The following is a 25,348-nucleotide window of genomic DNA, read 5'->3' on the forward strand; positions in this document are numbered from 1 at the left end:
GTCGTTGGGTTGAATGAGTAAGTTATACGTCAGTCAACCTGACTCCAAAAACGATACTTTTCAGCAATCGCATTATAGCCCATGTCGACCAGAACCACGGAGGCCGAAAACGCCTCGCCCACCCCCGTACCCTCCAATGGTCGGCCAGCCCCCCCTGTGAATACGAAGTCAAAGAAGTCGACTCGCCCATCGACCACAAACGACGCCGCGGTGGTGGCCCAACCGGATCCTGCGACGATTCGCGATCAGGTGACGTCCCAGCCGATCGACGATGAAAACTGGAAACGACTCCGCAAGAAGCTTCAGTCGCACGCTCAGCAATCGTCGGCCAAGGGTGTGTTTGGCAAACCAGCGATCGGCGGGACGGTCTATCGCTGGGGCGTTGCAACCGCGTCGGGCAGTGCAATCGATCCAGTGCGAATGGCGGTTAGCCAACTAGCGTGCGACCACAAACCAATGCGACGACGTTCGACTCGGCCATTGGATTTGGTGTCCGCGACCACCGAAATGATCGCTCAATTGGACCACGGCGACATGTCCGCATTGTCATGCCACGACGCCGTGATCTGGGCCGCCGCGATGCCGATGCTCAGCCAACAACTCGAACCGGCATTGTGGTGGGAACTGCTTGGCTCGCTGCAACGGTTTCGCGAGCTGGTATTGCAATCCCATACGCCGGATTCGCCCGCTCACTTGATGGTCGGTGCCGAACTCGGGTTGACCCTCGCGTGGCGACTCGCCGACCTTCCCTCGTGCAAACGGGCTCAGAAATCGGCGATCGAATCGCTGGCACAATGGTGTGACCACGAAGAAGACGCGATCCCCAATACACTTGCCAATGCAAACGTCGCCCGCTTGATGCTCGGTTCCATCCTGCGATGTCAAACGCTGTTAAAAGCGACCACAAAGAAGAAGTTTCAAAAATCGTGGCATGCCGTGGGTGATCAAGTCGCAACCTGGGTAGCCGCGCTGACCACTCATCACGGCACATCGGCCTTTAGTCCCCTTGGTCGCACCGAAGTGAAAGACGATCTTGGCAAAACGGGACTGCTCGAGCACGCGATTGCGTTTGATCCCGAAACGTTGCGTCCGGCGACCGAAGCCGCGTTGGGACTCGGACACACCGGGGGACGATTGGCCTGGGAAGTCTGCTTGCCTGAATCCTTCTTGCACAACGACGCAGCCAAGCTTGCCGTGATGCTGCCCGAATGGGATGTGCGTCGTGGTCGGACGCACCTGCATTATGCCGGTGAACACAACCGGCTGGAAATCTTTGCCGGTCGCACCCAAATCGTCGATGGGCAAGTGCAAACGTCGATCGAAATCAACGGGACACAACAAGCGGCGGCCGGCGGTTGGGAATTGGTGTGCGAGTACACCGATGACGAGGTGCACTACATCGAGATCGAGCAGGACTGGACCGGCGACGTCGTCTTGCAGCGGCAACTGATGCTGATTCGCTCGGACCGCAGTCTGATGCTCGCCGACGGAGTGCTGCCGAAAAACCGGCAAGCCCCCGATGCAAATTCACAAAAAATCCGCTACTCATCACGTATCCCCATCGCCTCCGGTGTCTCACCCGAACTCGAGAAAGAAACTCGCGAAGTCTACCTGTGTGCCGGCCAGCGTGCTGCCATCGTGATGCCATTGTCGGCATCGGAATGGCGGATCGGGCCAACCACAACAAAATTGTCCGCCAGCGAAGATGACCATTTGGTTTGGACCGCCGAAGGAAACGGTGCGATGTATGTGCCGTTATGGTTTGACCTGCAGCGACGACGTTTCAAACGCAAACGTACGTGGCGTCAATTGACCGTCGCCGACGAACGCCGTCCCTGCCGACCACACGAAACGGCGGGGTTCCGGGTGCAAGTTGGTTCGGAGCAGTGGTTGATCTATCGATCCCTCGGCGATCGTCGCTGCCGAACCGTTTTAGGCAAACATTTGATTGCCGATTTCTTTGCTGCGAAATTTGATCCTGGCGAAGGGGTCTACGACGAATTGGTCACCGTGGACGACGCTGACGAGACGGACGACGCGAATGAAGCGGCGGCATCATGATGGATTCGGACTCGCAAACTCGATTGGCCGAGAACTGGCGAGCGGTCCAGCAGGACGTGCAAGCTGCCGTGACCGCAGCAAATCGCCCAGACGACTCGGTCACCATCATCGGCGTTACCAAATACGTTGATGCCGAAACCACATTGGCGCTTGTCAACGCAGGCTGCCGAGTGCTTGGTGAAAACCGCCCGCAAGTGCTTTGGAAGAAAAATGAAGAAGTCGCTTTTCCCGACGACGTACAGTGGCACTTGATTGGTCATTTGCAGCGGAACAAGCTTCGTCGATCGCTGCCGTTTCGTCCAATGATCCATTCAGTCGACAGTCCTCGATTGCTGACCGCGATTGTCGAAGAAGCGGCCGCGCAGCAGATTCCGACCAAAGTTTTATTGGAGGTGAATATCAGTGGCGAGGAGGCGAAGACGGGGCTGAAGCCACAGGAACTGCGACCGATGATCGAGTCGCACCTTGGTTCGTCCGAGTCGGGTGAGGTTGAGATCGTTGGTTTGATGGCGATGGCGGGTTGGGGCACCGACGCGGACGCTGCCCGCCAACAATTTGCAGCGACACGGCAACTAAGAGACGAATTACAGCAGCAGACCGGCGTCGCGTTACCCGAGTTATCGATGGGGATGAGCGGCGATTTCGCCGCCGCGATCGCCGAAGGCGCCACCATGGTCCGCATCGGCTCCCGCCTCTTCGAAGGCTTCCTGCCAACCCCCTAAGCCTCACTCCTCACTCCTCACTCCTCACTCCTCACTCCTCACTCCTCACTCCTGTCTCCCTGTCTCCCTGTCTCCCTGTCTCGCTCCCCCACATCGTGCATCAAACAAACGGCACATGAATCAACCGCCGGCCCCAACGCTCACTCCTGACGTGCGTCGCCGACGCAGCGACGCAGTGTTTTTTTGGGTGATGTCAGCCATCTCGGGCATCTTCGTCGTTCTGATCCTCTTGCTGATCGCCGCGGACGTTTGCTTTACCTCCTGGTCCGAATTCACTTCGGCACTTCGCAAACCCGAGATCCAAGCGGCGATTCGATTGACGCTGCTGACCTGCACGGTCGCCGCGATCGCGTCGGTTTGGGTCGGCACGCCACTGGGATTTTTACTGTCACGCTACAAGTTTCCCGGCCGCGTTTTGATCGACACGTTAGTCGATATCCCGATGGTCTTGCCGCCGCTGGTGCTAGGACTCAGTTTGCTGATCCTATTTCACACCCCGATCTATGGCTGGGATTTAGAGCGATTGTTCCGAGATCAAATCGGGTTGCCCATCACCTACCACTGGCCCGCCGTGGTGTTGGCCCAGTTCACGATCGCGTGCGCGTTCGCCATTCGCACAATGCGAGTCACGTTCGACCAAATCGACCCTCGCAGCGAAGACGTTGCCCGCACGCTCGGATGCACACGCGGTCAGGCGTTTTGGCAAGTCGCGTTGCCGCAAGCGTGGCGAGGGCTGATCGCGGCGATGACCATCGCATGGGCTCGGGCGATCGGCGAGTTCGGCCCGATATTGGTGTTCGCCAGTGCGACTCGGATGCAAACCGAAGTTCTATCGACGACGGTTTACCTGGAAATCAGTGCCGGCGAGTTGGATGCTGCCGTCGCGGTTTCGCTGTTGATGGTCGCGATCGCCGTGTTGGTTTTGTTATTTCTGAGACTGCTGAACACGCGAGGCGCCCAGTGATCGAGTTCTCCGATGTGAGCCTCCGCTCCGGCGACTTTGTTTTGTCGGATCTATCATTCACGCTTGCCAGCGGTGAGTATGCAGTGCTGATGGGGCGGACCGGCAGCGGCAAAACGACGATCCTTGAAGCGATCTGTGGATTGCGAGCGGTCACCCAAGGCACGATCCGGCTGGACGGTGTCGACATCACCGATTGGCTACCCGGCGATCGACAAGTCGGCTATGTGCCGCAAGACCAAGTGTTATTCCCGACGTTTACGGTTGGGGAACATTTAGCATTCGCATTGCGGTTGCGAAAACGGTCGGCGGCAGAGGTTGCACGGCGCACGACGGAGCTAGCCGAGCTGCTCGGACTCGGTCCCCTGGTTGATCGATCGATTGCGGGGCTCAGCGGCGGTGAGCGGCAACGGGTCGCACTAGGCCGAGCGTTATCTTTCCAGCCTTCGATCTTGCTATTGGATGAACCACTCAGTGCACTGGATAAAGAGACAAGGAGCGAGATGAGCGAGTTGTTACGGCAAGTCAAAGCGACGACCGGCGTCACCACGCTACACGTCACGCACGACCGCGAAGAAGCCGCCGCCCTAGCCGACCGCCACTTCACGCTAGTCAACGGCGAGTTCCGTAGTGGATCTTGCTAAAGATCCCGCCCCAAAACCACCGCCAACCCCTCTCAACCGCCCCCATTCAATTACAACTCCGCATCACGGCAGGTGTTCTCTCTCGTAGACCAAAAGGCCGATTGCTCGGTCTTATTCGAACAAGAGCAAACAGAGGCAACAGAGTTACAAGTCACGTATTCTCCATCGTGCCACCTCTCCCGAGCGCAGCATGGGAGAGGTCGGACGGGCCGTCGAGGCCTCGTCCGGGTGAGGGCCTGTCTCCAGCTCACTCGCACCGCGTATCAATTCCGCATCCAGTCCGGCTCACCCCACCCTCCGTAGTGGATCTTGCTAAAGATCCCGCCTCAAAACAACCGTCAACCCCTCTCAGCCGCCCCCATTTAATCACAACTCCGCATCACAGCAGGTGTTCTCTCTCGTAGACCAAATAGGCCGATTGCTCGCACAATTCGAACAGGAGCAAACAGAGGAAACAGAGTCACAAATCACCTCTTTCTCTGTTACCTCCCTTTCCTCCTGTTCAATGTTTTTCCCACACTCGCGCCAAGTCGTCAGATTCCTCCATTTTAAAATTTACAATTTCCAATTTAACTTTTTCAATTCCCTCCCCCCTCACTCCCAGTCACCCTCTAAAAAGCTCACCGCCACCACGAACCCACCCCACCCTTGATTCGTAACAACACCATTGCGAATTCTTTTCATTGATGGCTGCTGGACGATTTCCACAAACCCCGGTTCCCACCGCACTTTTATTGGGGGAACGAAGGAGGGAATCGTTCGGAAATCGCTTCCGCACTTTTCTTTATTCCAATCACGTCCCCCCTTTTCCCATGAAACGACTGCGAGGAATCACGATCGACTGACGGGGTCATTGGAACGCTGCGAAGTCATTCCCGAACAATTCTTTTCATTATTGCGGGAGATTGATCATGGCTCGCGGTTCGCAACTTCGCTCGTTGGGACGGTTTCTGTACACACAAAACCCGTTCTATCTGATCAGCTGTTTCCTCATCCTGTACGGTTTGCAAACTGCAACCGTCTCTGCCGGTGACCTCTACCAACGGTCGCTTTCGCTCAGCGGTGGCATTGCCGCCTACACTGTATTGATGGCGGTTACCTGCGTCGCCGTCATCCGGATTTGCAAAGTTTGGCAGGATGCTCGCTCGATTTTTCTTGTCGTCATCATTAGCCTCGTCGCGCTGTCGACCTCATTGGACGAATTGGCGATCATCCAGTGGAACACGGCCACCCAGATCCTGAGCATCGGATTTTTGTTTGCCGTCTTGATCAGCGAATCGGTGACTCACGCGACCAAGATCCGCTTTCCGTTTTGGTACCGCAGTTCCTACTACACGATGCTCCTGATTTTTTTCGCCGCCCCGATCGGCTTGGGCTACGCCGTCGTCCATCGCCACGACGAACTAGCGAATTGGGGAGCCCCACTGTACTCAGTTTTGGTTGCCGCCGGACTGCTAATGTTGGCACCGACCATGCCCAAAGGCCGACGGCGAGTTCGGCATAACGGGACGCCGTGGCAATGGCCCTACTATCCGCTCAGTGCATTTGTCATCCTGATGGTGCTTGCCGCCATCCGCACCCATGCGATTTGGATGTCGTTTGGATTTCGCGGAACGCCTGTGCGGTTTGAGCCGTTTTTGTTGCTGCCGATCGCGTTTGCGATCCTGGTTCTGTTAGCCGAGATCGATGCAAAACGGCTATTTCCTCGTTTCGCCTGGGGCACCATGGCGGCCGCCCCGCTAATGCTACTCTGCGGAATGTCGCACAACGGCATGACCTACCTGCCGATTCAATCCGATTTGCGGCTTGCGTTCGGCTCAGCCAGTACGGTGGCCATGTTGATGTTGGTCCTTTTCTATTTGTACCTAGCGGTCCGGCGAGTGGCGTACGTCGAGTATGGCGTTGTTGGGTCGATCATCGCCATGGGGATCTTCGCCGACCTGCCGCAAACCGCGCAAGCGCACGGCGTTCAGAACTGGATGTTCCTCGCCCTCGCGTCACTGATCAGTGCCGTGGTTTGCCTACGCATCTGGCGAAGCGACATTGGCTGGTTCGCTGTCGCCGTCATCAGCAGCGTCGCCATTGTGATGGCCGGCAACACATACGACGAAACCGTTTCAGGGATACTGTTCGCGTGCGTTTTTGCGGTGGCGTCTATGATGACGATCGGCGCGGTCTACCAGAGCGAGTTTGCGAGGCTGGTACGTCATCTATCCGCCGCCATCATCGTCGTCACGGTTGGCGGTCTCGTCGCGTGGTATCTTAGCGGCACCGCCGACCGCCGCGTCCTGATCGGCCTCGTTGCGATCATCATCGTCGCACTGATCTACTTGCCGATCGTTCGGCGAACAGGCTGGCTGTACGTCGCCGCGGTGCCAGCGATCGGTCTCTGCGTGTTACTTTCCTGGGACGGGTACAAAGCGGGAGTGTTTCGGCAGCGCAATGTGCCGCTGCAGTCCGGTTTAACCTGTTTCGCGATCGGGCTCGCAATCACCACGATAAAAACGGGAGTGCACCGAAAACTACTCCGGTCCGCCCCGCACATCGCTTCCTCACCACGCTACAAAAGCGGCCTCTAGCCCCCAGTAGCACAGGCTGCCAGCCTGTCAAAGTGAGATAGGCTGCAGCCTGTCATCAGCGCACCACGACAGTGTTCTACTTACAATATTCAACCTGCCGTATTCAATTCACTCACCCGCCTCAACATCACTGCAATTATCAGCAGTCGCAGCGTGCAACAAGGGCAACAACCATCATCCCCAAGTCCCGAAAGGGACGGCATGCTGTAGCCCACGGCGTGAGCCGTGGGTTACAAAACAACCCAAGAATGAAAGCCCCGAAGGGGCGACAGGAAAGACCGACGTCTACCGCGATCGGACCCGTTATCTTGCACTCGCGCAAACGCAACACCGTCAAAAAAAAACAGGCCCGCGAATCGACGCGAATCAACGCGAATACTTGCCCCCTCTCAACGCCCTCAGCCTAAGCCAAGCTCATTCAATCAGAGCAGTTGCCCACCTCGCAAACCTGAACGAAGATTGCGCGGATAATTTGAACAGGAGCAAACAGAGGAAACAGAGTTACAAGTCACGACTTCTCCGTTCGCGACGTTTTCCGTAGTGGATCTTGCTAAAGATCCCGCTCCAAGACGACCGTTAACCGCTCTCAGCCAACCCCATTCAATCACAGCAGTTGCCCACCTCGCAAACCTGAACGTAGATTGCGCGGATAATTTGAACAGAAGCAAACAGAAGCAAACAGAAGCAAACAGAAGCAAACAGAAGCAAACAGAAGCAAACAGAGGAAACAGAGGAAACAGAGGAAACAGAGTTACAAGTCACGACTTCTCCGTTCGCGACGTTTTCCGTAGTGGATCTTGCTAAAGATCCCGCTCCAAGACGACCGTCAACCGCTCTCAGCCGACCTCATTCAATCACAGCAGTTGCCCACCCCGCAAACCTGAACGAAGATTGCGCGGATAATTTGAACAGGAGCAAACAGAGGAAACAGAGTTGCAAGACACCACTTCTCCGTTCGCGACGTTTTTCGTAGTGGATCTTGCTAAAGATCCCGCTCCAAGACGACCGTCAACCGCTCTCAGCCGACCCCATTCAATCACAGCAGTTGCCCACCCCGCAAACCTGATCGTAGATTGCGAGGATAATTTGAACAGGAGCAAACAGAGGAAACAGAGTTACAAGACACCACTTCTCCGTTCGCGACGTTGTTCGTAGTGGATCTTGCTAAAGATCCCGCCCCAGGACGACCGTCAACCGCTCTCAGCCGACCTCATTCAATCAGAGCGGTTGCCCACCCCGCAAACCTGACCGTAGATTGCGCGGATAATTTGAACAGGAGCAAACAGAGGAAACAGAGTTACAAGACACCACTTCTCCGTTCGCGACGTTGTTCGTAGTGGATCTTGCTAAAGATCCCGCCCCAAGACGACCGTCAACCGCTCTCAGCCGCCCCCATTCAATCACAGCAGTTGCCGACCCCGCAAACCTGAACGTAGATTGCGCGGATAATTTGAACAGGAGCAAACAGAGGAAACAGAGTTACAAGTCACCACTTCTCCGTTCGCGACGTTTTTCGTAGTGGATCTTGCTAAAGATCCCGCTCCAAGACGACCGTCAACCGCTCTCAGCCGACCTCATTCAATCAGAGCGGTTGCCGACCTCGCAAACCTGAACGAAGATTTCGCGGACAATTCGAACAGAAGCAAACAGAGGAAACAGAGTCACAAATCACCTCTTTCTCTGTTACCTCCCTTTCCTCCTGTTCAATGTTTTTCTCCCCACTCGCGTCAAGTCGTCAGCTTCATCCATTTTAAAATTTTCAATTGTCAATTCAACTTTTTCAATCTCCCAGCCCCTCACTCCGCGTGACCAAGCAACTCTTGGATCGTGCAAGTGTCGGTTTCCGCACGCAGCAAAACGATGGCGAAAAAGACGCGGACTGACGTGCTGGTGAATTTCCGCCTGGAGGACTGCCACGTCAACTCGCACGGCTTTGGGATATTTTCGCTCCAGTGCCTTTGCATTCACCCGATTCGGCAAAGAGACGCTGGCCAAACGGTCCTGTGGAGCAGATTCCATCCCGGTTGCGGTGGCCCCACAGCAAAGGTCATCGCCCACTCCCACGGCCACTAAAAGCAGGGTGGCATTTCGGAGCACTGAATCGATTTTACCGCCGCCCTGCATCGCCGCAGCTTTTTTGCATGACTGCAGCACAGGTCAATGCCCCGGATGGAAAATTAAGTTACAATTTTGCTTGACCTAAGAATCGAGACCCCCATACTCGTCAAACGCCAACCGGCGATAACACTCCACGTGTCACCGAGGGAGCCGAAGGTCCAACCGGCGATAACACCCTCAGGCCCCACTTATCGCCACCACAACCGGCAACAATTACTTTGTTACCCCCCTGAGCAGATGGAAGTCGTAGACCTTATTCGCGACGCGTTTCCAGTCCGGCCCATTCCGGATGCTGCAACCGTGGTCGAGGAAACGTACTGCGTTGAACATCTACACGAGCTCCTCGCCGGACGCCCATGGGACGAACCGACAGTGCGCGATTACCGAATGTGCGATGACGGGTTCTCGCTGCTTACCGTTGCTGGCCTCAACTACTATCTGCCCGGCTATTTGATCGCCAAGATCGAAGATCCCGAAACCGCTGACATCATTGGCGAATACGTAACCTATACACTGGGCGGGAAGTCTGATTTTTGTCGAACACGAATGGCGGAACTTGGTAAATGCATGAATCCGGCGAAATGCGAGGCGATTCTCGCGTGGCTAGATTGGTACGAAGCACGTGTTACGCCTGATGCCCACATCAAACGATCGCGTGAGACCGTCAAGAACTGGGGGTGGTGACAGTCCCGTGCACCGGCGCCGGTCTTGCGAGGTTTCACGAATGGACAATCAACTTTCCCGGCCCGGTGACGGGCGACGTTCCCCGACTGAGACAGTGACCGACTACGTCACCCAAACAGACGCTGCACATCCGCGTCGCGTCATTGCAGCAATTGCAATGGCGACGCCGCCTGTTTTCGTTGCTTTGCTGTTCACAGGATTTGGAATGCAATCCGTCATTTGGTCCATAGCGGCACTTCTGATCGTACTCCCTCCGGCAGTGCTTTACGTTTCTCGAACCGCGTTCACCGGAATTTGCCCAACGTGTGGGCAACGCATACGGTTTTCACAGCTGCAGGACCGTTTCACCGCTGGCGACGAGTACACATACAAGTGCGATGATTGCTGTACAATCTGGCAAGCAAACATGTGGCCGGGCAGCGATGTCAGCTGATCGGTACGGCAAGAATTGGGCGAACCAACGGATGCACGCCGAGTCCTCGAGTGTCTCTTGGGCAATGGTTGCTCAACTCCTCGGACCGGGTGATCCTGGCCGTTCCCCCACTGAATTCCATGTCTAGCTCTATCACGATGCAAAACAGTGCTGACAACATGGACGTGGTCGCGCAGGACGAAACGTTCACCGATTGCATCGCAGAAGGTTCGCACTTCGAAGGTGCAATGCTCACTCGGGTTACGTTCACTTGCTGCGACTTGTACTGGGCATCATTTTTCATGGCCCAACTAACTAACGTAACGTTTGATCGGTGTGATCTCCGCGGTTCCGACTTCAAAGACGCCACTATGTGTGACTGCCGTTTTCTCAACTGCGACGTTAGGACTGATGCACTTGGTGGGCAAACAGAATTTGGTGACACCGACCTCTCTACGGTACAATTTGTCAATTGTCGTGGCCGTTAGTCGCGGGATGCGGCATCAGTGCAGACCGGAAGTGAGCGGGGAACCCTCCCGTGCACCTGCGCCAGGCTTGCGCGGTTTCACAAATGGACAATCAACCTTCCCGGCCCGGTGACGGGCGCCGTTCCCCGCTAAAGCTACTTGTACGTGCTTACAGAATGAACATCAGGATCATCTACGCGACACATGATGATCCAGTGCCCGTCGAGATCTCGCTCAAGCCGGAAGACTACTTCGACCCGCTCGACGGTGTTGAGGATACCTACTCGACTGCTGGCGTTCCTCGCCACCTAACGCCGGATCAATACACGCCGTATTCACCGACGGAGCTTCGCTATCTCGTGGTTGTCGAGGACTACCCGAATGGACGCGGAGAAGTGCGAATTCAATACTTGGACGGCCTCAGATCGCACTTGATCCATTCGATCGATCGCGACGGAATGGAAGAATTAATTCATAGCACTGATGTGTCAGATACACACTGCCACATATTGCGAACACAGAAAATCGATGGCGGACTCTGGACCGTAGTTTTGAACAGTATAATGCACCATGACGACCCGGCTGACGCAGTGGATTTTGTCGGGCGATACAAATGGAGTGATCTTCGCAAGTTTTGGTTACCCTACCTGAAAGCGGACAGCGGGGAACAATGACATGCATCGCTTAGCGAATCTGCCCCTTCTCGTACTGGCGCTCGTTGGATGCACGCCCCGGGACAAAAAGAACGCAAAGGTGACGCAAGACTCATTCATCGAATTCAAGTCGCGCTTAGGCAATTCAATTGCCCACCCATCTCAATGGAGAACGGAAGACAACGGCGATTCGTTCACACTTGCGTCTCCCGATGACCAAGCGGTCATCACCGCCCTCACGTTTACTGTGGAGGGCACCGGTGCAATGACTGACTTCCAATCCATCATCGAATCGCAGATCGATGGGGACTGGGCTGACTCGCCATGGAATGACTTCACTATTGGCGACACAATCGCAATGCGACGAAAACTGGTTCCGTCAGATGATTCCGGCGACTCCGAGTGGTTGATTTACACCACACAACGCGGAGATTGCTACCACGCCTTGGTCCTGAATGCATCTTCGCTGGCACTGGCGTTGAACGGCGACTTTTATGAAAACATCATCCGTTCATTTGTTGGCATTTCTGCTGTACCATAAAAGACAGAACCATGGGTTGGACGCGGAGGACTCGAAATCGCTTTTGGGCAGCGGTTGGTCTTCCGCTCGTCCCCGGTCAACCCAGACGTTCTGCCACTCAAAGTATGTCGATCCTCGAAGCTCTTTACATGTTTTCTTCCGGCGTTGTTGTTGGCGGCATCTGCAACTGGCTTGTCTTCCCACACCTCGTCTGCTTACTCAGTTGTCGACGGACGCCTGGGCGGCAGTACTCCGTGAAGGAGTACGGTCTTTCCTACATCGCGACGATCGCTCTGAGCATCGCCGTCTTACCTTGCATCTTCAGCGAATCATCATCTGAACTCCCCAGAGTCCTTGGAGGGTTTGCGGGTCTGATATTTGCGTGGTGGGGCACCGTAACACTTCTCCTTCGTCGAACTCAGGGAGTTAGTCGTTTCTTTGCGTTGGCGTTTCCGGCGCTGTTTGTTCCTGCAGTATCCGTTACATCGTTCGCCTGCGTCTTTCCCGTTCCCGGCATCGTGACGCAGGGATCAAAGATTGATATTGGGATCGCAGCGATGATTCTCTGGCCGATTTTTTTGTTTGCGACGATCTTGAATGCGATATACTCGCATGTCCACACCCACAAGTGCGAAGGAAGAACCATGGCATGAACCGAAGACGCGGAATCGAGGTTTTTGTCAGTGGAAAATCAATCGCCGCGACTCAGTTATCGCGGTCGTTCTTGCGGGATCGTGCACGGCCTAATGGGGTCGAAAAGATTGCTCCGGTCTCGAACGTTTTTTCCAGTTCATGTCGGCAGTGACATCGTACCGGGGGAACGTCACTTTCATTAAAACTTCCTGATAGTTCAGGCCTTCTTGTCGGACCGATGCGGGGTCGGATTTAACCGCAGATTAACCCAGATGGACACAGATGTGGTTGATCGAGAATCGTATCTGTGTGCATCTGCGTGTATCTGTGGTTGTTAATAACGCCTGGAATGACACCCCGCTAGATCGCAGCGTTTCCGATTCTTCGTTGTCGTTTGTTGCTCGAGCCTCTTTCGGTCGCTATCCTAAGGTTCGTTGAGCGCCGTCCGATTGGCGATTTGTCCGCCAGGCAAGCCTATCGCAAGAACCAGCATGGTGCACCTGAGCGGCGGCAACGTGTTTTCATGAGCACAAAATCGTGGGTCTCCGCCAGGTGACCACCAACGTTATCGCATCGCAGACATCGTACTCAGGCGTCAGCCGGTACTCGTACTCGTACTCGTACTCGAATGCGGCACCAACAACCGCCCCCATCTTCGACCACGATCGACTCGACGACTATCGTCTGTCACTCGAATACGTTGCTTCATCGTTTGCCGTCGCCAAAGATTTGAACGGATGTCATCGGCACGCTCGTGACCAATGGCTCCGCGTGGCATCATCGATTCCGCTGAATATCCTCGAGGGCAACGGCAAACGCAGCGTCAAGGACGGCAATCGATTTCTCGATATCGCTTGCGGATCGGCAATCGAATGCGTTTCAGGATGCGCTCGTCGCAACGAACCGGCTTGGTGACAAACAACACGGTAAATTGAAACGAACGCTCAAACGGATTGTTTCGATGCCGCCGCGACCGATCGCCCGCGCAAAAACGGTCTCCGAATCTAGCAAGATGTACAATGCTGCTGAGGAGTACGAGTACCGCGATGCTGAGTACGAGTACGAGCACAACGAACAGCCAGAACCAAGAATTGCACCCAAGGACGCGGCGCAATTGTTTCCCAAATTAATGTCCACCGCGCGTTCTCGGTGATTTCAACTCTTCTTCCGGCGATGGTCCGCAGCCAATTGGGGGCGAAATGGTTGCTCAGGTCTCGAACGTTTTTTCCAGTTCACGTCATCACCGACACCGTACCGGGGGAACGTCACTTTCATTCAAACTTCCTGATAGTTCAGGCCTTCTTGTCGGACCGATGCGCGGTTACATTTAACCGCAGATTAACTCAGATGGACACAGATGAGTTAGCCCACTACTGGCGGGCTAGGTGTTGATCGACATTGCGAACTCAAACGAACACTTCACCGGAATGTATCCATGTTGACTTGCTTAATCGCATGCTCGGATACGGTGGCCGAGTCGGCTCTCGAGTACAATGCGGGAGTCGAGTACGAGTACCGCGATGCTGAGTACGAGTACGACGAAGGCAGGAAGCCGCAAGCAAGAAGTGCACCCGATTACGGCTTGCGTGGTTTTCCAAACGGCAACTCAATCGTCCGTCCTCGGTGACGGCAATCGTCCTGTCGCAGCGAATCTTTTGGTGACGTATGAAGCGAATTCAGTATTCCCTAACTCATCTCGCACTGACAATGGCTCTTGCGGCAACGGTCACCGCGATTGTCGTGCAAAACTCTCGCTGGTCGCGACGAATGGATCTTGCTGAAGACCGACTCAACAAGGCAGAGAAGCTTCTCCATGAAGTGGCAATGCCACGCTATCCCAACGCGCGAGTGGTCGTCACCAAGCCGGACGGAAGACAAGGTGAGATGCCGTTGTTGCAGATGGGGTCGGACGGACTCGCCAAACAACAGCGGAGGATGATGGCCCATTGGACCGGTCCAGACGAATGGGGCGATGCTTCGTCTGGAGGCTATTTTTGGAGATACATTGGATCGGAGGCGGACCGCGACGTTTATGAATTCGTCGTCGTATTTGGCAAACGGCTTCCGGCAGAGCCGGACGAACGAGCGAATCCGGCACTGGTTCGATACGTTTCGTTTCGCAATGCTGCACTTAACGTCGTATCCCAAAACGGCTTTTCGATTGCTTTGCTCCCGTGACCCGAACAACGCCACAGAACCAAGCCGTCAATCGGATCGACGAGCTTGCGTGACATTGCAATTCAAAACGGATTCCCGCGGCTCGGTTATCGTGGACGTTCCGCTAAGAGGATGTAATGCGTAACCCAACCGCACACTGGATCATTCTCGCCTACTGCTTTGTGCTTTGGCTGACTAACTGGAGCTGGTCAACCGATTACGATCGCGATATTGGCTTGACACATAGTTCGATCGATCTTCGTGGGCTTGGTGCGATTCTTGGCATGCTCGTTACGGTCATCTGTGTTCGCAGAGTGTGGATGCTCTTCCGAGAAATCCTTGATCTGAGTGTTCGCATTCCGCGGCAACGACGCTTGCTGGGCGATTGGGGGATGCTTTGGTATTTGGTACCACTCATAATTAGTTTTGGATCTCAATCGCATTCAACCTCAATCGACGGCGTTCTCGCCACATCTAAATTCCAGTACGGCGGAGACGTGGCCTCCATCTATTCATTGGTACTCTCTGCTTCTGCTATCATGCTATTCCAGACGGTTGTGAATCTCGAAGCCCAGCGAGCAACGCTGAACACTCCGATGCACCCGCATGGCAAAGCCGGGCGTTTTGAAAAGGATGATCGACGGTCGCCGCCGACCGATCGGTGATATTCTGGCATCGAACGTGCGTTGCCAGCATGTTGTGTTCGACGAAACGGTGCACTCGATGGAATGTCGCGTCCGACATCGGATTGGCGTGACGGGGAACAGGAGGGAACAGAGTCAACGGAGGACTCGCCAACTGGAGCTCCGTTATCTCCGTTTGGTCCTGTGCAAATCGCGTCAACAACTGATGGAAGAGGAGCGTGGCGGAATGGGACGTGGGCCATCGACGCGGTATGCTGTCGATTGCTGGCCGCGAAGTTCGATGCCTGTCTCCAGTGGCGATATCTCGTCAATCCAGCTTGCCGCGTAATCGATCACTTGGGGTTTTGACTCACCAACCGAGTGAACCACCGATGAACGCGGATAAACACAGATTCCTCCATTTGAAAGTCTGCGTCCATCTGAGTTCATCTGTGGTTTCATGCCTTCTCTGTCAAAGGTGATGCAGAAGGCACCGGGCCTAGATAAACTTCCTACCTCTAGCGAGTTTGGATCACCTGCGCTGTCCCAACCGTTGAGCCAGAACCATCGGATGCAGACGAGCAGGCGATCTTCATGTGATGGAACCAGCCTTCGTTTTCCAGCGTTACTTAATAAGACAACCGTCAAGTCACTGACGCAAATGCTTACGCAGTTGATCTGATGGCAAAGTGATTAGATGGCAAAATAATTGGCACACGCTTATGTATCATTTTGCCTGACCCCTTTTTCCAAAAAAATTTCTTCTTTCTCATTGCGTCTACAAACGGATTAGCCGGCGGTCGTAACACGCGGCATGATTTTCTCGATGCCAATCGTCGCAGTTAGTGCCCCCCGCTACTGCAAATCGGGGTACCATGGGACGCAACGACGTCGGCAGCGAGAGCAAATTGGCCATTACAACGACTCCCCTGCTGATGCGATGAACCCCAACGTTGTGCCAACGAGCCGAACCTCATTGGAAATCGACTGCCCGCGGAAGAATGAACGACGATGCGATTTACCACGCTGACAATTTTCCTGTTCGTAACGGTATTCGCAACTTCGTTTGCGGCAATCAAAACGCCGAGTCAAATCGCACTTGAAATCGGACACATGCTACACCTGCTTTCCGCATGCGCCGCATTGGTCGTCGCGTTCCACTCTAGCGGTCGCGTCCAAAGCTACAGCTTGACCTACGGCATTTTCTCTTTCGGGACGATGCTCATCCGGGGGTTCCCAAACTCAATCTCAATGTGGATTTGGGAAAACGTAACCCACGATGGACCAGACAGTTTGCCGACTGGCAACGGCGATCATTTCCTTGTCGAAGGCATTATCCAAACGGCCTTTGGTATACTAGTGGCTTTGTTCGCCGCGTCGTTGGTTGCGAGCTTGCGCAATCCGGAAAACAGAGCGTCATAACGGTGGTCTGCACATGGAGGCCGAGTGGCTTGGCCTGCGTCACTCGCCGCCGCCTACCTATTGCGACCATTCTCCAACTAGCGATCACAACTTGATTGCGATCATGACGGCGATTCAGGCGATCTTCATGCGTGACAGAACCGGTCTTCGTTTTCCAGCGTTCGTTGTTGATGCGAGCGCCGTAGAAGCAATCGCCCAATTTTTCGAAAATGCATCCGTGGTTGATCTAATGGTAAAGTGATTGGAGCGTGCTGACTAATCATTTTGCCAACAAGCTTCTTCGTTGCAAAAGAGGATGCACACCGGTTAGCCGGCGGTCGTTGCGTTCGGTCTGATTAGCAAACTGCCAACCGTCGCAGTTGGCGACATCCCACTCCTGCAAACCGGCAATCCATGCGATGGCAACGGAACGGCCCTACCGTTTTTCCAAAGTGCTTAGCCATCGTTCGCCGCCCATATATCGCTTCCGTTCTGGCATGGCAGAAGTTGCGTGGTCGAATCAGTGTGAGTGATTGGCGCGGGCGATGACTAGGTCAAAACACCGTGGGGCCGATCTCGTGGTTCGCGTCGGTGCCGTCAATGCTTGAGATCACTGGACTCTGCGGACGTTGTGAATTGGGCGACGCGTTATCGAGACTCTTTCTTGATTACGTTAGCGGCAAAAACATGGGGGGCAGAAAGATGTGTCTTGCTTGGAAAGATGTCGGCGTCATGATCGCCAAGGTCCATTCTTCATTTTTTTGCCAACCATCTTTTTGCCGATAAGTCGGTCAGCGTGGGCAATTTCAGATTGTCCAGAAAGCCCCAGAGAAATGGAGGCTGTAGAGAAATAGAAACGCTGGTCAGCTCGACTCGGTTCACTCTGGTTCCTTCATTCCTCCTTGCGGCGACCAATGTTGCGCTGCCAATGAAATTCGAGGTCTCCTCTTGGCGTGCACCTGTTCTGAAGGTCGGGCCAGCCCCGCACCGAAACAACCAAAACCAAGTGGTGCATCCGCGCCGGCGAAAACGACTCTGCTTGATGCCAGCTCGTCCGCTCTGACCGGGTGACCACCGACGTTCCCCGACTGACGATGATGACTTGATGGCACCGTCGTCGAAGCAATCGTCAAATCGCTGTCGCAATTGGTAACACAGCTGATCACATGGCAAAATGATTGGAGCGTGCTGCTTGATCATTTTGCCTTACATTATCTTGCCAAAACTTTTCTTCTTTCTCATTGCGTCTACAAACGGATTAGCCTGCGGTCGTTGCGCACGTTATCATTTGCTCAATGTCAACTGACGCAATTAGCGACAACTCCACTACTGAAAAGGGGAACCATGGGCTACAACGAAGTGAGCAGTGAAAAAGCAGAGCGGCCACTACAACGAGGCCCGTGCCGACACGCTGGCCCCCGACGTGACACGTGATAAATTCCATTGACCGTTAATTCAAACCGAACGCCTGATCAAACGAATAACCTGCAGCACTCAACCCACTGTTTTTGTAAAGTGGGAAATCTGACGCGAACGAACCGTTGCAGGACAATGCCGTGAACAGGTGCACTCATTTACGCGGCAACTGAATTTAGAATCTCACATTCGTGCCTGATTACGACCGCCATTCTGTCACATAGACGCTCGCATGACACCCAAGCACTCACCCCAACTCATCCGTTTCGCCGCGATCCTTGTTGCCGCAGGAGTTGCTACCTCCGTTCTGCTAACCATTCGCAGCTATTCTTGCAGTTACCATCTAACCTACAGCGACGTAGAATTGTCAACCGACGAGGGACTGTTCTCGGTAATGGTCCCTTTGGCTCGTCTTGCTCATGGTCATGATGCGACGAACCGATGGGAAACCTACACACTAGCAAAAGCCAACGGATGGCAAACGGACAGATGGGTTGGCGGTGGTGGCACCAAATTTAAAACGCGAGAATATTTCGCCGTGATTAGTAAGAGTGGCGATGATGCAGCAATACAGTCTCGCACGTTTCTTGGGTTCGGTTACTTATTGGCTGACTCAACCTTGACATCGGTTTCGCGTCCAGGCTCTCTTCTGTGGATCATTGCACCGATATGGGCGGTTGTCGCGGTAGGCATCGCAGCGATTGGCATGCCAATCTATTTTCGTGCAAGATTCGGAATTCGGTCATTGATGATTCTTACGCTTGCTGCAGCTGTAATCTTGTTACTGCCAACGTTACACGCCCCACCTTAAAACAAAACCAAGTCATTTGCTTTTTGCCACGAATGGAAAGACCTCTCACCGTCCTCAGTGATGTCCAACGCTCTTCGAACTTAAATTCACTCTACAACCTGGCACGACATGCATCGACAATTCACGCTACCGCGTACTCTCGCGGCGAAACGAAACAACGATCAAAAATCGTGTTTCGTCGCTGATGGGCACGACCGATTGATTGCCGCCGTTAAAGCAGATGCACGCATCGCTGTTGAGACAAAATATGCCGACGAATGGAACGTGAGTGGGATGCTCCGTCGATGGATATTGCGACGCAAAATGGACGCTGAAATTTCGCTGCTCGTTGCCGAAAGGATGCCTGACGTTTCGCCGGAAACGTTGTTCTGATGATACACTCGTTGAAAGTTGATCCTGCTGGATGCGATTAGCGAACTGGAGTCGATGCTCGATCCTACGCGGCGGGAAACCATGCGATACAGCGGGCACTGGGTTAGCAGGGGTTCTCAGATGGAAGCGCTACCGTACTGGCCCGCTGATCGCCGACATTCTGCCAGACAATAACCATTTTTCATGACATCGAATCCGTACGCGACTTCAACCAATCCACACGCCGAGCCAATCCCGACACCGATTCATGTGGAAGGCCCAACACTGCTGAGCGCAGTGCAAACCATGTGGATCGCCGCTGGCTGCTCACTTCTAGAATGACGTTCGTAACTTCTTTGGTGATTGACGGATCTCTTACGACGCTACTCACTTCCGACGATTTCTACATTGCGTCGTTTGCGGCGACTGTCCCCGTCACAGTGCGCGTCGTGATCGGCGTGTTTACAGGATGGTGGTTTCAATCCACGAGACTTTCACTGATCGCAACATTCGCCCTTCTTATCTGCATTTCCCTGCTGCTCTGGATTCTGGACCTTGCCCATGACTTCGGTGAGGGAGATCAGCTAGTCGGCTACCTTGGGATTGGGACGCTTCTTGGTGGCGGTTGTGGATCGTTTGCGTTCATTCTCCAAAATCCATTCATACGATTACTGCTTTCGATCGTTCCACATCTTTTTTTCGTCATCGGCTATCTCACCGCACTCAATGCGATGTCACATTCGTGAGCACACAGGCAAAACCAAAAGTCGCATGGGAGAACGCGAGGTCGCGTTTTCAAAGTGTTTATCTTCCGCCCGTGCCCCGTGGATTTAGACGCCCCCAAAAACCTGACTTGTTACACCCATATGCGCTCGAGGCTGCTCGATTGGCAAAATGATTTGACAATGGTGGGAAATAGCATCGTCATTTGAGTTTTGTGACCAATCACGCGGGTGGAGTGTTTTCTCGGTGGTGGACGAGGCGACGAGTTTCGTCGGACCATTTAGTCTCTGGGACTCGTGGCCTCGTCCATTACACCCAAGCTGGGATTCGTTGCCTCGTCCACTACACCAAAGCTGGCACTCGTAGCCTCGTCCACTACACCGAAGACGGGACTTGTTGCCTCGTCCACTACATCCAGAGCTGAAGTTCGAGCTACGTCTATTCCAGTGAAGCTCTTGCGGAACGCGTCTAAACGCCACCGGAGGGTTCGCGCACTGATTGATCATTTTGCCGACAGATTTCTTCGCTGCAATTGATGTTACAAATGGCTTTGCCGGCGGTCGTTGCGTTCGCTACAATTGCATCACCGTCAAACATCGTGGGTAGTGACATCCCGCTACTGCAAACCGAGAGTCCATGGCTTGCACCGATGTTTACAGTTTTAACAATTTGACCACTACAACGGCTTCTCTGCCGACTCGCTGAAACCCATCGTTATCACAAATTGGAGATCGCATTTGCACAGCAAGCCCTTCGCCGTCATGGTTGCGGCCTTTGCATTGGCGATTCCATCGATCGCTTGGACGCAAGACGTTCAAAGCTTCATCGCAAGAACTGAACAACTCCCACGCGTACAACGGATTCGAGCCTACGAAAACGCTCTTTCACAACCACGAATCGATGCCGCATCACGGCTCGCCATCACAAAGGCTTTTGCCAGTCACGCTGTCAAACTCTCGCCACTCTACAGTCCGTCCACCCGATGGAACGCGAAGCCCTGGATGGCAGCGTTGGGTACGGGCTGGGAAGCCGATCCCACGGATTTGACGCTGTCGATTGGTTACTGCCAGCTGCTCGTTGACGCAGGCGACAATCGACTTGCAACAGTCGCGAAGCAATTTCAACAATCCCACTCAAATAGCCACGAAGCGAATGCTTGGGCTGCATTGGCGGCTGGTTCGCTCGATCAGGATCCCCTCGATTTTCCAGTTCACTTTTGCGTTCTCACCAAGAACCCTGTTGCAAACCAAAGCGCAACCGAAGCCCAATGCATGCGCGAGGTTGAGATTCTAAACGCGACCTTCCGGACTTCGGACGGTAAACCGCTAGTCAAATTCACGTTTGAATCGTTTACAGCTTACGCAGACATTGCAAACAGCGACCAGGAGCTTTTGCAATACGGGGATTCAGCCGCCACCTACGATTCAAACGCAATCGCCGATGCATTCAATCGATGTGATGATACGGCGATCCGTCACCGAAATGCGATCAACATCTACATCTTTGACGCCCATTCGCGGAAAGAGGGCTTTGGCGACGTCACATCGCATGGGAAACGCAATTCCAATCGTCCCTTTGTGCTGCTGGATCACGCAAGACTGAACAACGCAATTCAGAACGCAGAGGCCCACGAGATGGGACATGCATTTGGTCTTGGGCATGTTGGCGTTCCAAACGCCAAACTAACGACATCGACCAATATCATGACAAGTGCCGCCGAGGAGTTTGGAAGCGGCGGTAAACGCGACATTGGGTTCACGCCTGCGCAGTCTGCCATCATCCTTTATCATGCGGTGAGAACGCACTCACGCCTCGGACTCGACTGAAATTTGGTCCCCCTCGCATCCACCGACGTTAGGCTTGCGGCGGTTCATAAATGGACAATCAATTTTCCCGACTCGGTGTTGCAGGTGGTCACCCAAAATCTGGCTTGTTACGAAAGGACGTCATGAATAACGCCCCCCCTCGTGGGCACTGGATCGGGTGAGTCGAGCGGTTCGGCCGTTAGCAACATTTTCCTCGCGTTCGGAGTGACGAACGCCGTTCGTCCAATGTCATCTACTTAAGTCGCACTTGCGGCGAGTAAACCGCTCGATTTTGGCCGGGCGGCTTGCGCCGCTCCGCTATGAGAGCCACCCCTCCAACGCCAAAATAAATGACGCTGGCCGTTCGTTGCTCGCACGACGCCAACGCTATCCAGATGAAACTGCAATCAATAAATGGAGCACCGTCCCCATCATGAAAATCGCCAAAATTTTCGCTCATGTTTCGTGTTCCGACCTTGCCCAAAGCTCCGATTGGTACCGACGCTTATTCGGACGTCCACACGACGTGTCGCCGATGGCTGCGTTGCATGAGTGGCATCATGGACACAACACCGGATTGCAGTTGTTTTTAGATCCCGCCGCAGCTGGAAAATCGACCGTGACCTTCATCGTCTCGGATCTAGATTCCGAGCGACAATCGCTTGCTGACCAAAACCTCGATCCTGGTGAAATCGAAGAAGGAGATTCCGCTCGATTGGTTCGTCTTCATGACCCAGACGGCAACTTAGTTGTCATTGCCCAAGCGAGGCAAAACTAAAACGGTTGGAATGCCAGTCAACAAGTCGGTGCCTCCTCGTCGTCCGCACATCGCCGCCGTTATCGCAACAAGAACGCTTTACACCCTCGGTGCAGACGGTTTCACTAAGACCGATTTGGGATGACCAGGAACTTGTGACGTCTGCCCTTTTCCGGCGGATTGATTTGGTGCTGCCATTTCCCCGGCGCAATCGCTTATACTCAGGCGACGACTTGGCGTTTTCAAAATCGTTTGCCTACACGCTAGTGTCCTCACAGCCGATCACGAAGCCACTTACACGGAGCGCGGCTTGGCTGGATTTAACAATCGAAACGTCATCTTTCCGTGCCGGATGATGGCTGATTGTATCTCGACTGAAACTTTCACTTTTACCAAGGTCAACCTGCGATGAATCGACTGTTTGCGAGTGCGCTGATAACCTGCTTCCTCTCCATTACGTGCGTGGTGGTTGCTGAGGACGCAGTTTCCGGCAATGGCGCACCGGCCGCCAGGGCGAACACCGGACTTTTCTCTGGTGTGTTTAGTAGCATGGCGGACGTGACGATCCAGGCCTCAGACAAGTACCTTGACTACCTTGCAAAGCCTGAAACCGCCAAGAAACTCGCGACGTTCCAAAAAAACTACTACGACAGCTTGATCGAATTGGGATTCGACAAAGAACAAGCTTTCACACTGCTTCGTGATCTTGGTAATCCAATGATCGAGCACGGTACCAATCGTAGCAAGGATTGACGAATCTACGGCGGAGCACCCGTGGGCTGGATGCGGCGGTCTGGTAAGCGTCGTTTTGAGATGGCCAGCCGACCGCACAACCCCGCTGAATCGCACCGATTCTCTGACAGGAATCCGCATTCCCGCACATGACTGCTACTGAACTTTTCGGATGCGTCCTATTCGCTGGACTCTTTGCAGCGACCACTCACATCGTACATCTGCTGACGACAAGAGGCGACGTCGACAAACGCCGCGCCGGTCGACACGCATCGATTTTCGTGGGCCTCGGAGCGTTGACTGGCCTACTGGCTGCGTTTCTCGTACGTCCAGGTGACTCGATCTTTGCCGTGCTCGGTGGCATCCTCGCTGGATGGTCGGTTGCACGACGACTTGGGTTCGCTGAATCCGTCACCGCATCAACAACCACTAGATCAAATCCCTCAACGGATCCACTTACCGTAAGTTCACCATCGCGCATGACTGGATCCGATGACGAATTAGACGATGCGTAACATCTTTTTTCCATGCATTTATTTGTCTGTAATTGGTCGTCTATTCGCACCGTCTGTTGAACAACGCGCCGATTGCTTTTGCTGATTGCTGAGTGGTAGACTTGGTCTTTACCCAGCCCCATTCGCTGACGTCAAACGCCTCGGGAGACCGGAGACAGCAGTCAGGTAAAATTGGTGCGACAGAAAGCTTGAAAAGACGGATAAGCGACTACCTGATTATTCAGTCCTCATCTTTTTGCCAATCATGTTTTTGCCTGTAATTTTTCACCCGAGGACAAAGCCGTGCCCCTCGAGTGATCTGAAATCGACGCTGGTTGGCAGCGGCCGCGGAACTCAATTTGTATCGCGAATTCATGAAGCATCTTTCTATACTTACTGCCTTGGTGGTATTGGCAGGTTGTCCGATGCCGTTCTCTCGACCAGTGCCATCCGAAGCGGAGTACATCCAACGCTTCTTGCCCCACGTTCGGCTGGAACAAGTCGAAAACCTTCAATTCTCTTACCACGGCGCAGTTGGTGGCGAATTCTCAATCGCTCGATTTGGGGTCGAGGAAGATACAGTTTCCCAGTTACGCGTACATGCGCAGCGGGAAGAGTCCATCTTTTTAGATGCTGGAGATTCTGGCGAAACCTTAAAGAAAAAAATCGCGATGTGTACTCGCGGAAAAACGATTCCCGAATGGTTTGACTTTCCCTTCGGTAAAAAAATGGTCGTGTTTATCGATCGTGGCGACGGCACCGATGAGCACGCAGCGTATTCACGTGAATGGTACATCGACGAAGACCGCGGTATCGTGTACTTCGTAATGACCGAGGGCTAATCGCCCAGTGTCCGCCTAGGTTGTCGGTCTAATCGCTCGCTCGCAAACTTGGCATGCACGTCCGGGGCGGTGGCTCAACGCCATCTACTTTTGCGCAGCGTTCGCGGGGCGAGCCGTCCGGTTGCCGCGGAAAATACGTTCAATTTTTACCGGGCGGCTCACGTCACTCCGCTACGAAAACCACCTGGAAGGTGCGAAATCCGTTGCTACTACGTGTCGTCGCGTTGCGACTGGGTTATTAATCGATGTAGTTCGTTGGAGTGACCGAAAATGAACTGCCCATTGTTCTGCGATTCAATCTTTCTGTCGCATCAATGTTTCTGTCGTCAATTGCGGCTTAAACGAATTCATCTCACGGGAACAAGTCTAAACCAGAAATGATAGATCAAGGCGGTGCATCGGAGCAATCAGCATATTCCATTCGGTGATCGCCCCTGGGAAGAGTCGACAGAAAGATTGGTGCGACAGGAAAAAGAGACTTCGATGGCGATTCGCGATTGTGTTTGAACAGTCGCGTTTTACTAATCTTTTATCCCCTCATCATTTAACCTTCTGCTGTACCGACAGTGCGATTCGGCGTTCCGGAAAACACGAAACATGCCGTCGCTTCGCGACAGTGGTTTTAATCGCATGACATTCCACCGACTGACGTCCGTGGCTATTACGTGTCGTCGCGTTGCGACTGGGGGAAAGGGTAGCGATCGCCGCTGCCGCGGCATTCGTGCGTTGGCCTTTCGCGTTCATTGGCGTGATTCGCGGGACAAATTGCGTTTGCGAGATCA

The 25,348-nt window shown here is 54.0% G+C and carries 19 protein-coding genes; all 19 read left to right on the plus strand.

Going from position 1 to position 25,348, the window contains the following annotated elements:
• Positions 1 to 81: 81 nt before the first annotated feature.
• The 19 genes from ABEA92_RS01230 to ABEA92_RS01320 all read left to right on the plus strand — a co-directional run bounded on the left by ABEA92_RS01230 (position 82) and on the right by ABEA92_RS01320 (position 24,566).
• Complete coding sequence (locus ABEA92_RS01230) at positions 82 to 2,061, plus strand: hypothetical protein (protein ID WP_345681933.1); 1,980 nt, start codon at positions 82 to 84, stop codon at positions 2,059 to 2,061.
• Positions 2,058 to 2,783, plus strand: a complete 726-nt coding sequence (locus tag ABEA92_RS01235) for a YggS family pyridoxal phosphate-dependent enzyme (RefSeq protein ID WP_345681934.1) — start codon at positions 2,058 to 2,060, stop codon at positions 2,781 to 2,783. Before ABEA92_RS01230 ends, ABEA92_RS01235 begins: the two co-directional genes overlap by 4 nt.
• Before the next feature lie 115 nt (positions 2,784 to 2,898).
• Positions 2,899 to 3,747: an ABC transporter permease gene (locus ABEA92_RS01240; protein WP_345681936.1), complete on the plus strand. Its 849-nt coding sequence runs from the start codon at positions 2,899 to 2,901 to the stop codon at positions 3,745 to 3,747.
• 14 nt (positions 3,748 to 3,761) lie between these two features.
• On the plus strand, positions 3,762 to 4,388 hold the full coding sequence (locus tag ABEA92_RS01245) for an ABC transporter ATP-binding protein (RefSeq protein ID WP_345681937.1): 627 nt from the start codon (positions 3,762 to 3,764) through the stop codon (positions 4,386 to 4,388).
• 911 nt (positions 4,389 to 5,299) lie between these two features.
• Entirely contained in the window at positions 5,300 to 6,967 is a 1,668-nt protein-coding gene (locus ABEA92_RS01250; RefSeq protein WP_345681938.1) for a hypothetical protein, read from the plus strand.
• A 2,418-nt stretch (positions 6,968 to 9,385) separates the two neighbouring features.
• A complete protein-coding gene (locus tag ABEA92_RS01255; RefSeq protein WP_425572389.1) occupies positions 9,386 to 9,769 on the plus strand; it encodes a DUF6714 family protein in 384 nt (127 codons plus the stop codon).
• A gap of 591 nt (positions 9,770 to 10,360) precedes the next feature.
• Positions 10,361 to 10,669, plus strand: coding sequence for a pentapeptide repeat-containing protein (locus tag ABEA92_RS01260; protein WP_345682526.1), 309 nt, complete (start codon positions 10,361 to 10,363; stop codon positions 10,667 to 10,669).
• A gap of 155 nt (positions 10,670 to 10,824) precedes the next feature.
• Positions 10,825 to 11,322, plus strand: a complete 498-nt coding sequence (locus ABEA92_RS01265) for a hypothetical protein (protein WP_345681941.1) — start codon at positions 10,825 to 10,827, stop codon at positions 11,320 to 11,322.
• A gap of 1 nt (position 11,323) precedes the next feature.
• Positions 11,324 to 11,842 carry a hypothetical protein gene (locus ABEA92_RS01270; RefSeq protein ID WP_345681942.1) on the plus strand — a complete coding sequence of 173 codons (519 nt, stop codon included), beginning with the start codon at positions 11,324 to 11,326 and terminating at the stop codon, positions 11,840 to 11,842.
• A gap of 104 nt (positions 11,843 to 11,946) precedes the next feature.
• Complete coding sequence (locus ABEA92_RS01275; RefSeq protein WP_345681943.1) at positions 11,947 to 12,474, plus strand: hypothetical protein; 528 nt, start codon at positions 11,947 to 11,949, stop codon at positions 12,472 to 12,474.
• 532 nt (positions 12,475 to 13,006) lie between these two features.
• On the plus strand, positions 13,007 to 13,369 hold the full coding sequence (locus ABEA92_RS01280; protein WP_345681944.1) for a four helix bundle protein: 363 nt from the start codon (positions 13,007 to 13,009) through the stop codon (positions 13,367 to 13,369).
• A 520-nt stretch (positions 13,370 to 13,889) separates the two neighbouring features.
• A complete protein-coding gene (locus ABEA92_RS01285) occupies positions 13,890 to 14,081 on the plus strand; it encodes a hypothetical protein (RefSeq protein ID WP_345681945.1) in 192 nt (63 codons plus the stop codon).
• A gap of 38 nt (positions 14,082 to 14,119) precedes the next feature.
• On the plus strand, positions 14,120 to 14,632 hold the full coding sequence (locus ABEA92_RS01290; RefSeq protein ID WP_345681947.1) for a hypothetical protein: 513 nt from the start codon (positions 14,120 to 14,122) through the stop codon (positions 14,630 to 14,632).
• Positions 14,633 to 14,748: 116 nt separating this feature from the next.
• Positions 14,749 to 15,276 (plus strand): hypothetical protein, encoded by a 528-nt coding sequence (locus tag ABEA92_RS01295; RefSeq protein WP_345681949.1) that lies wholly within the window; start codon positions 14,749 to 14,751, stop codon positions 15,274 to 15,276.
• Between the two features lie 4,245 nt (positions 15,277 to 19,521).
• The gene (locus ABEA92_RS01300; RefSeq protein ID WP_345681950.1) at positions 19,522 to 19,959 is read left to right on the plus strand and encodes a hypothetical protein; all 438 of its coding nucleotides are present in this window, start codon (positions 19,522 to 19,524) and stop codon (positions 19,957 to 19,959) included.
• Positions 19,960 to 21,207: 1,248 nt separating this feature from the next.
• Positions 21,208 to 21,762: a hypothetical protein gene (locus ABEA92_RS01305; protein WP_345681951.1), complete on the plus strand. Its 555-nt coding sequence runs from the start codon at positions 21,208 to 21,210 to the stop codon at positions 21,760 to 21,762.
• A 514-nt stretch (positions 21,763 to 22,276) separates the two neighbouring features.
• A complete protein-coding gene (locus ABEA92_RS01310) occupies positions 22,277 to 22,519 on the plus strand; it encodes a VOC family protein (protein ID WP_345681952.1) in 243 nt (80 codons plus the stop codon).
• Between the two features lie 387 nt (positions 22,520 to 22,906).
• Positions 22,907 to 23,251 carry a hypothetical protein gene (locus tag ABEA92_RS01315; protein WP_345681953.1) on the plus strand — a complete coding sequence of 115 codons (345 nt, stop codon included), beginning with the start codon at positions 22,907 to 22,909 and terminating at the stop codon, positions 23,249 to 23,251.
• Positions 23,252 to 24,098: 847 nt separating this feature from the next.
• A complete protein-coding gene (locus ABEA92_RS01320; RefSeq protein ID WP_345681954.1) occupies positions 24,099 to 24,566 on the plus strand; it encodes a hypothetical protein in 468 nt (155 codons plus the stop codon).
• The last annotated feature ends 782 nt before the right edge of the window (positions 24,567 to 25,348 follow it).

This window comes from Novipirellula caenicola, from assembly GCF_039545035.1.
In the GTDB taxonomy this organism is placed as follows: Bacteria; Planctomycetota; Planctomycetia; order Pirellulales; family Pirellulaceae; genus Novipirellula; species Novipirellula caenicola.

Bases quoted from the DNA above. Each gene is read 5' to 3' on its own strand.
- ABEA92_RS01230 (WP_345681933.1), top strand. From the start codon at position 82: ATGTCGACCAGAACCACGGAGGCCGAAAACGCCTCGCCCACCCCCGTA.
- ABEA92_RS01235 (WP_345681934.1), top strand. From the start codon at position 2,058: ATGATGGATTCGGACTCGCAAACTCGATTGGCCGAGAACTGGCGAGCG.
- ABEA92_RS01240 (WP_345681936.1), top strand. From the start codon at position 2,899: ATGAATCAACCGCCGGCCCCAACGCTCACTCCTGACGTGCGTCGCCGA.
- ABEA92_RS01250 (WP_345681938.1), top strand. From the start codon at position 5,300: ATGGCTCGCGGTTCGCAACTTCGCTCGTTGGGACGGTTTCTGTACACA.
- ABEA92_RS01260 (WP_345682526.1), top strand. From the start codon at position 10,361: ATGGACGTGGTCGCGCAGGACGAAACGTTCACCGATTGCATCGCAGAA.
- ABEA92_RS01265 (WP_345681941.1), top strand. From the start codon at position 10,825: ATGAACATCAGGATCATCTACGCGACACATGATGATCCAGTGCCCGTC.
- ABEA92_RS01270 (WP_345681942.1), top strand. From the start codon at position 11,324: ATGCATCGCTTAGCGAATCTGCCCCTTCTCGTACTGGCGCTCGTTGGA.
- ABEA92_RS01275 (WP_345681943.1), top strand. From the start codon at position 11,947: ATGTCGATCCTCGAAGCTCTTTACATGTTTTCTTCCGGCGTTGTTGTT.
- ABEA92_RS01285 (WP_345681945.1), top strand. From the start codon at position 13,890: ATGTTGACTTGCTTAATCGCATGCTCGGATACGGTGGCCGAGTCGGCT.
- ABEA92_RS01290 (WP_345681947.1), top strand. From the start codon at position 14,120: ATGAAGCGAATTCAGTATTCCCTAACTCATCTCGCACTGACAATGGCT.
- ABEA92_RS01295 (WP_345681949.1), top strand. From the start codon at position 14,749: ATGCGTAACCCAACCGCACACTGGATCATTCTCGCCTACTGCTTTGTG.
- ABEA92_RS01305 (WP_345681951.1), top strand. From the start codon at position 21,208: ATGCGCGAGGTTGAGATTCTAAACGCGACCTTCCGGACTTCGGACGGT.
- ABEA92_RS01310 (WP_345681952.1), top strand. From the start codon at position 22,277: ATGGCTGCGTTGCATGAGTGGCATCATGGACACAACACCGGATTGCAG.
- ABEA92_RS01315 (WP_345681953.1), top strand. From the start codon at position 22,907: ATGAATCGACTGTTTGCGAGTGCGCTGATAACCTGCTTCCTCTCCATT.
- ABEA92_RS01320 (WP_345681954.1), top strand. From the start codon at position 24,099: ATGAAGCATCTTTCTATACTTACTGCCTTGGTGGTATTGGCAGGTTGT.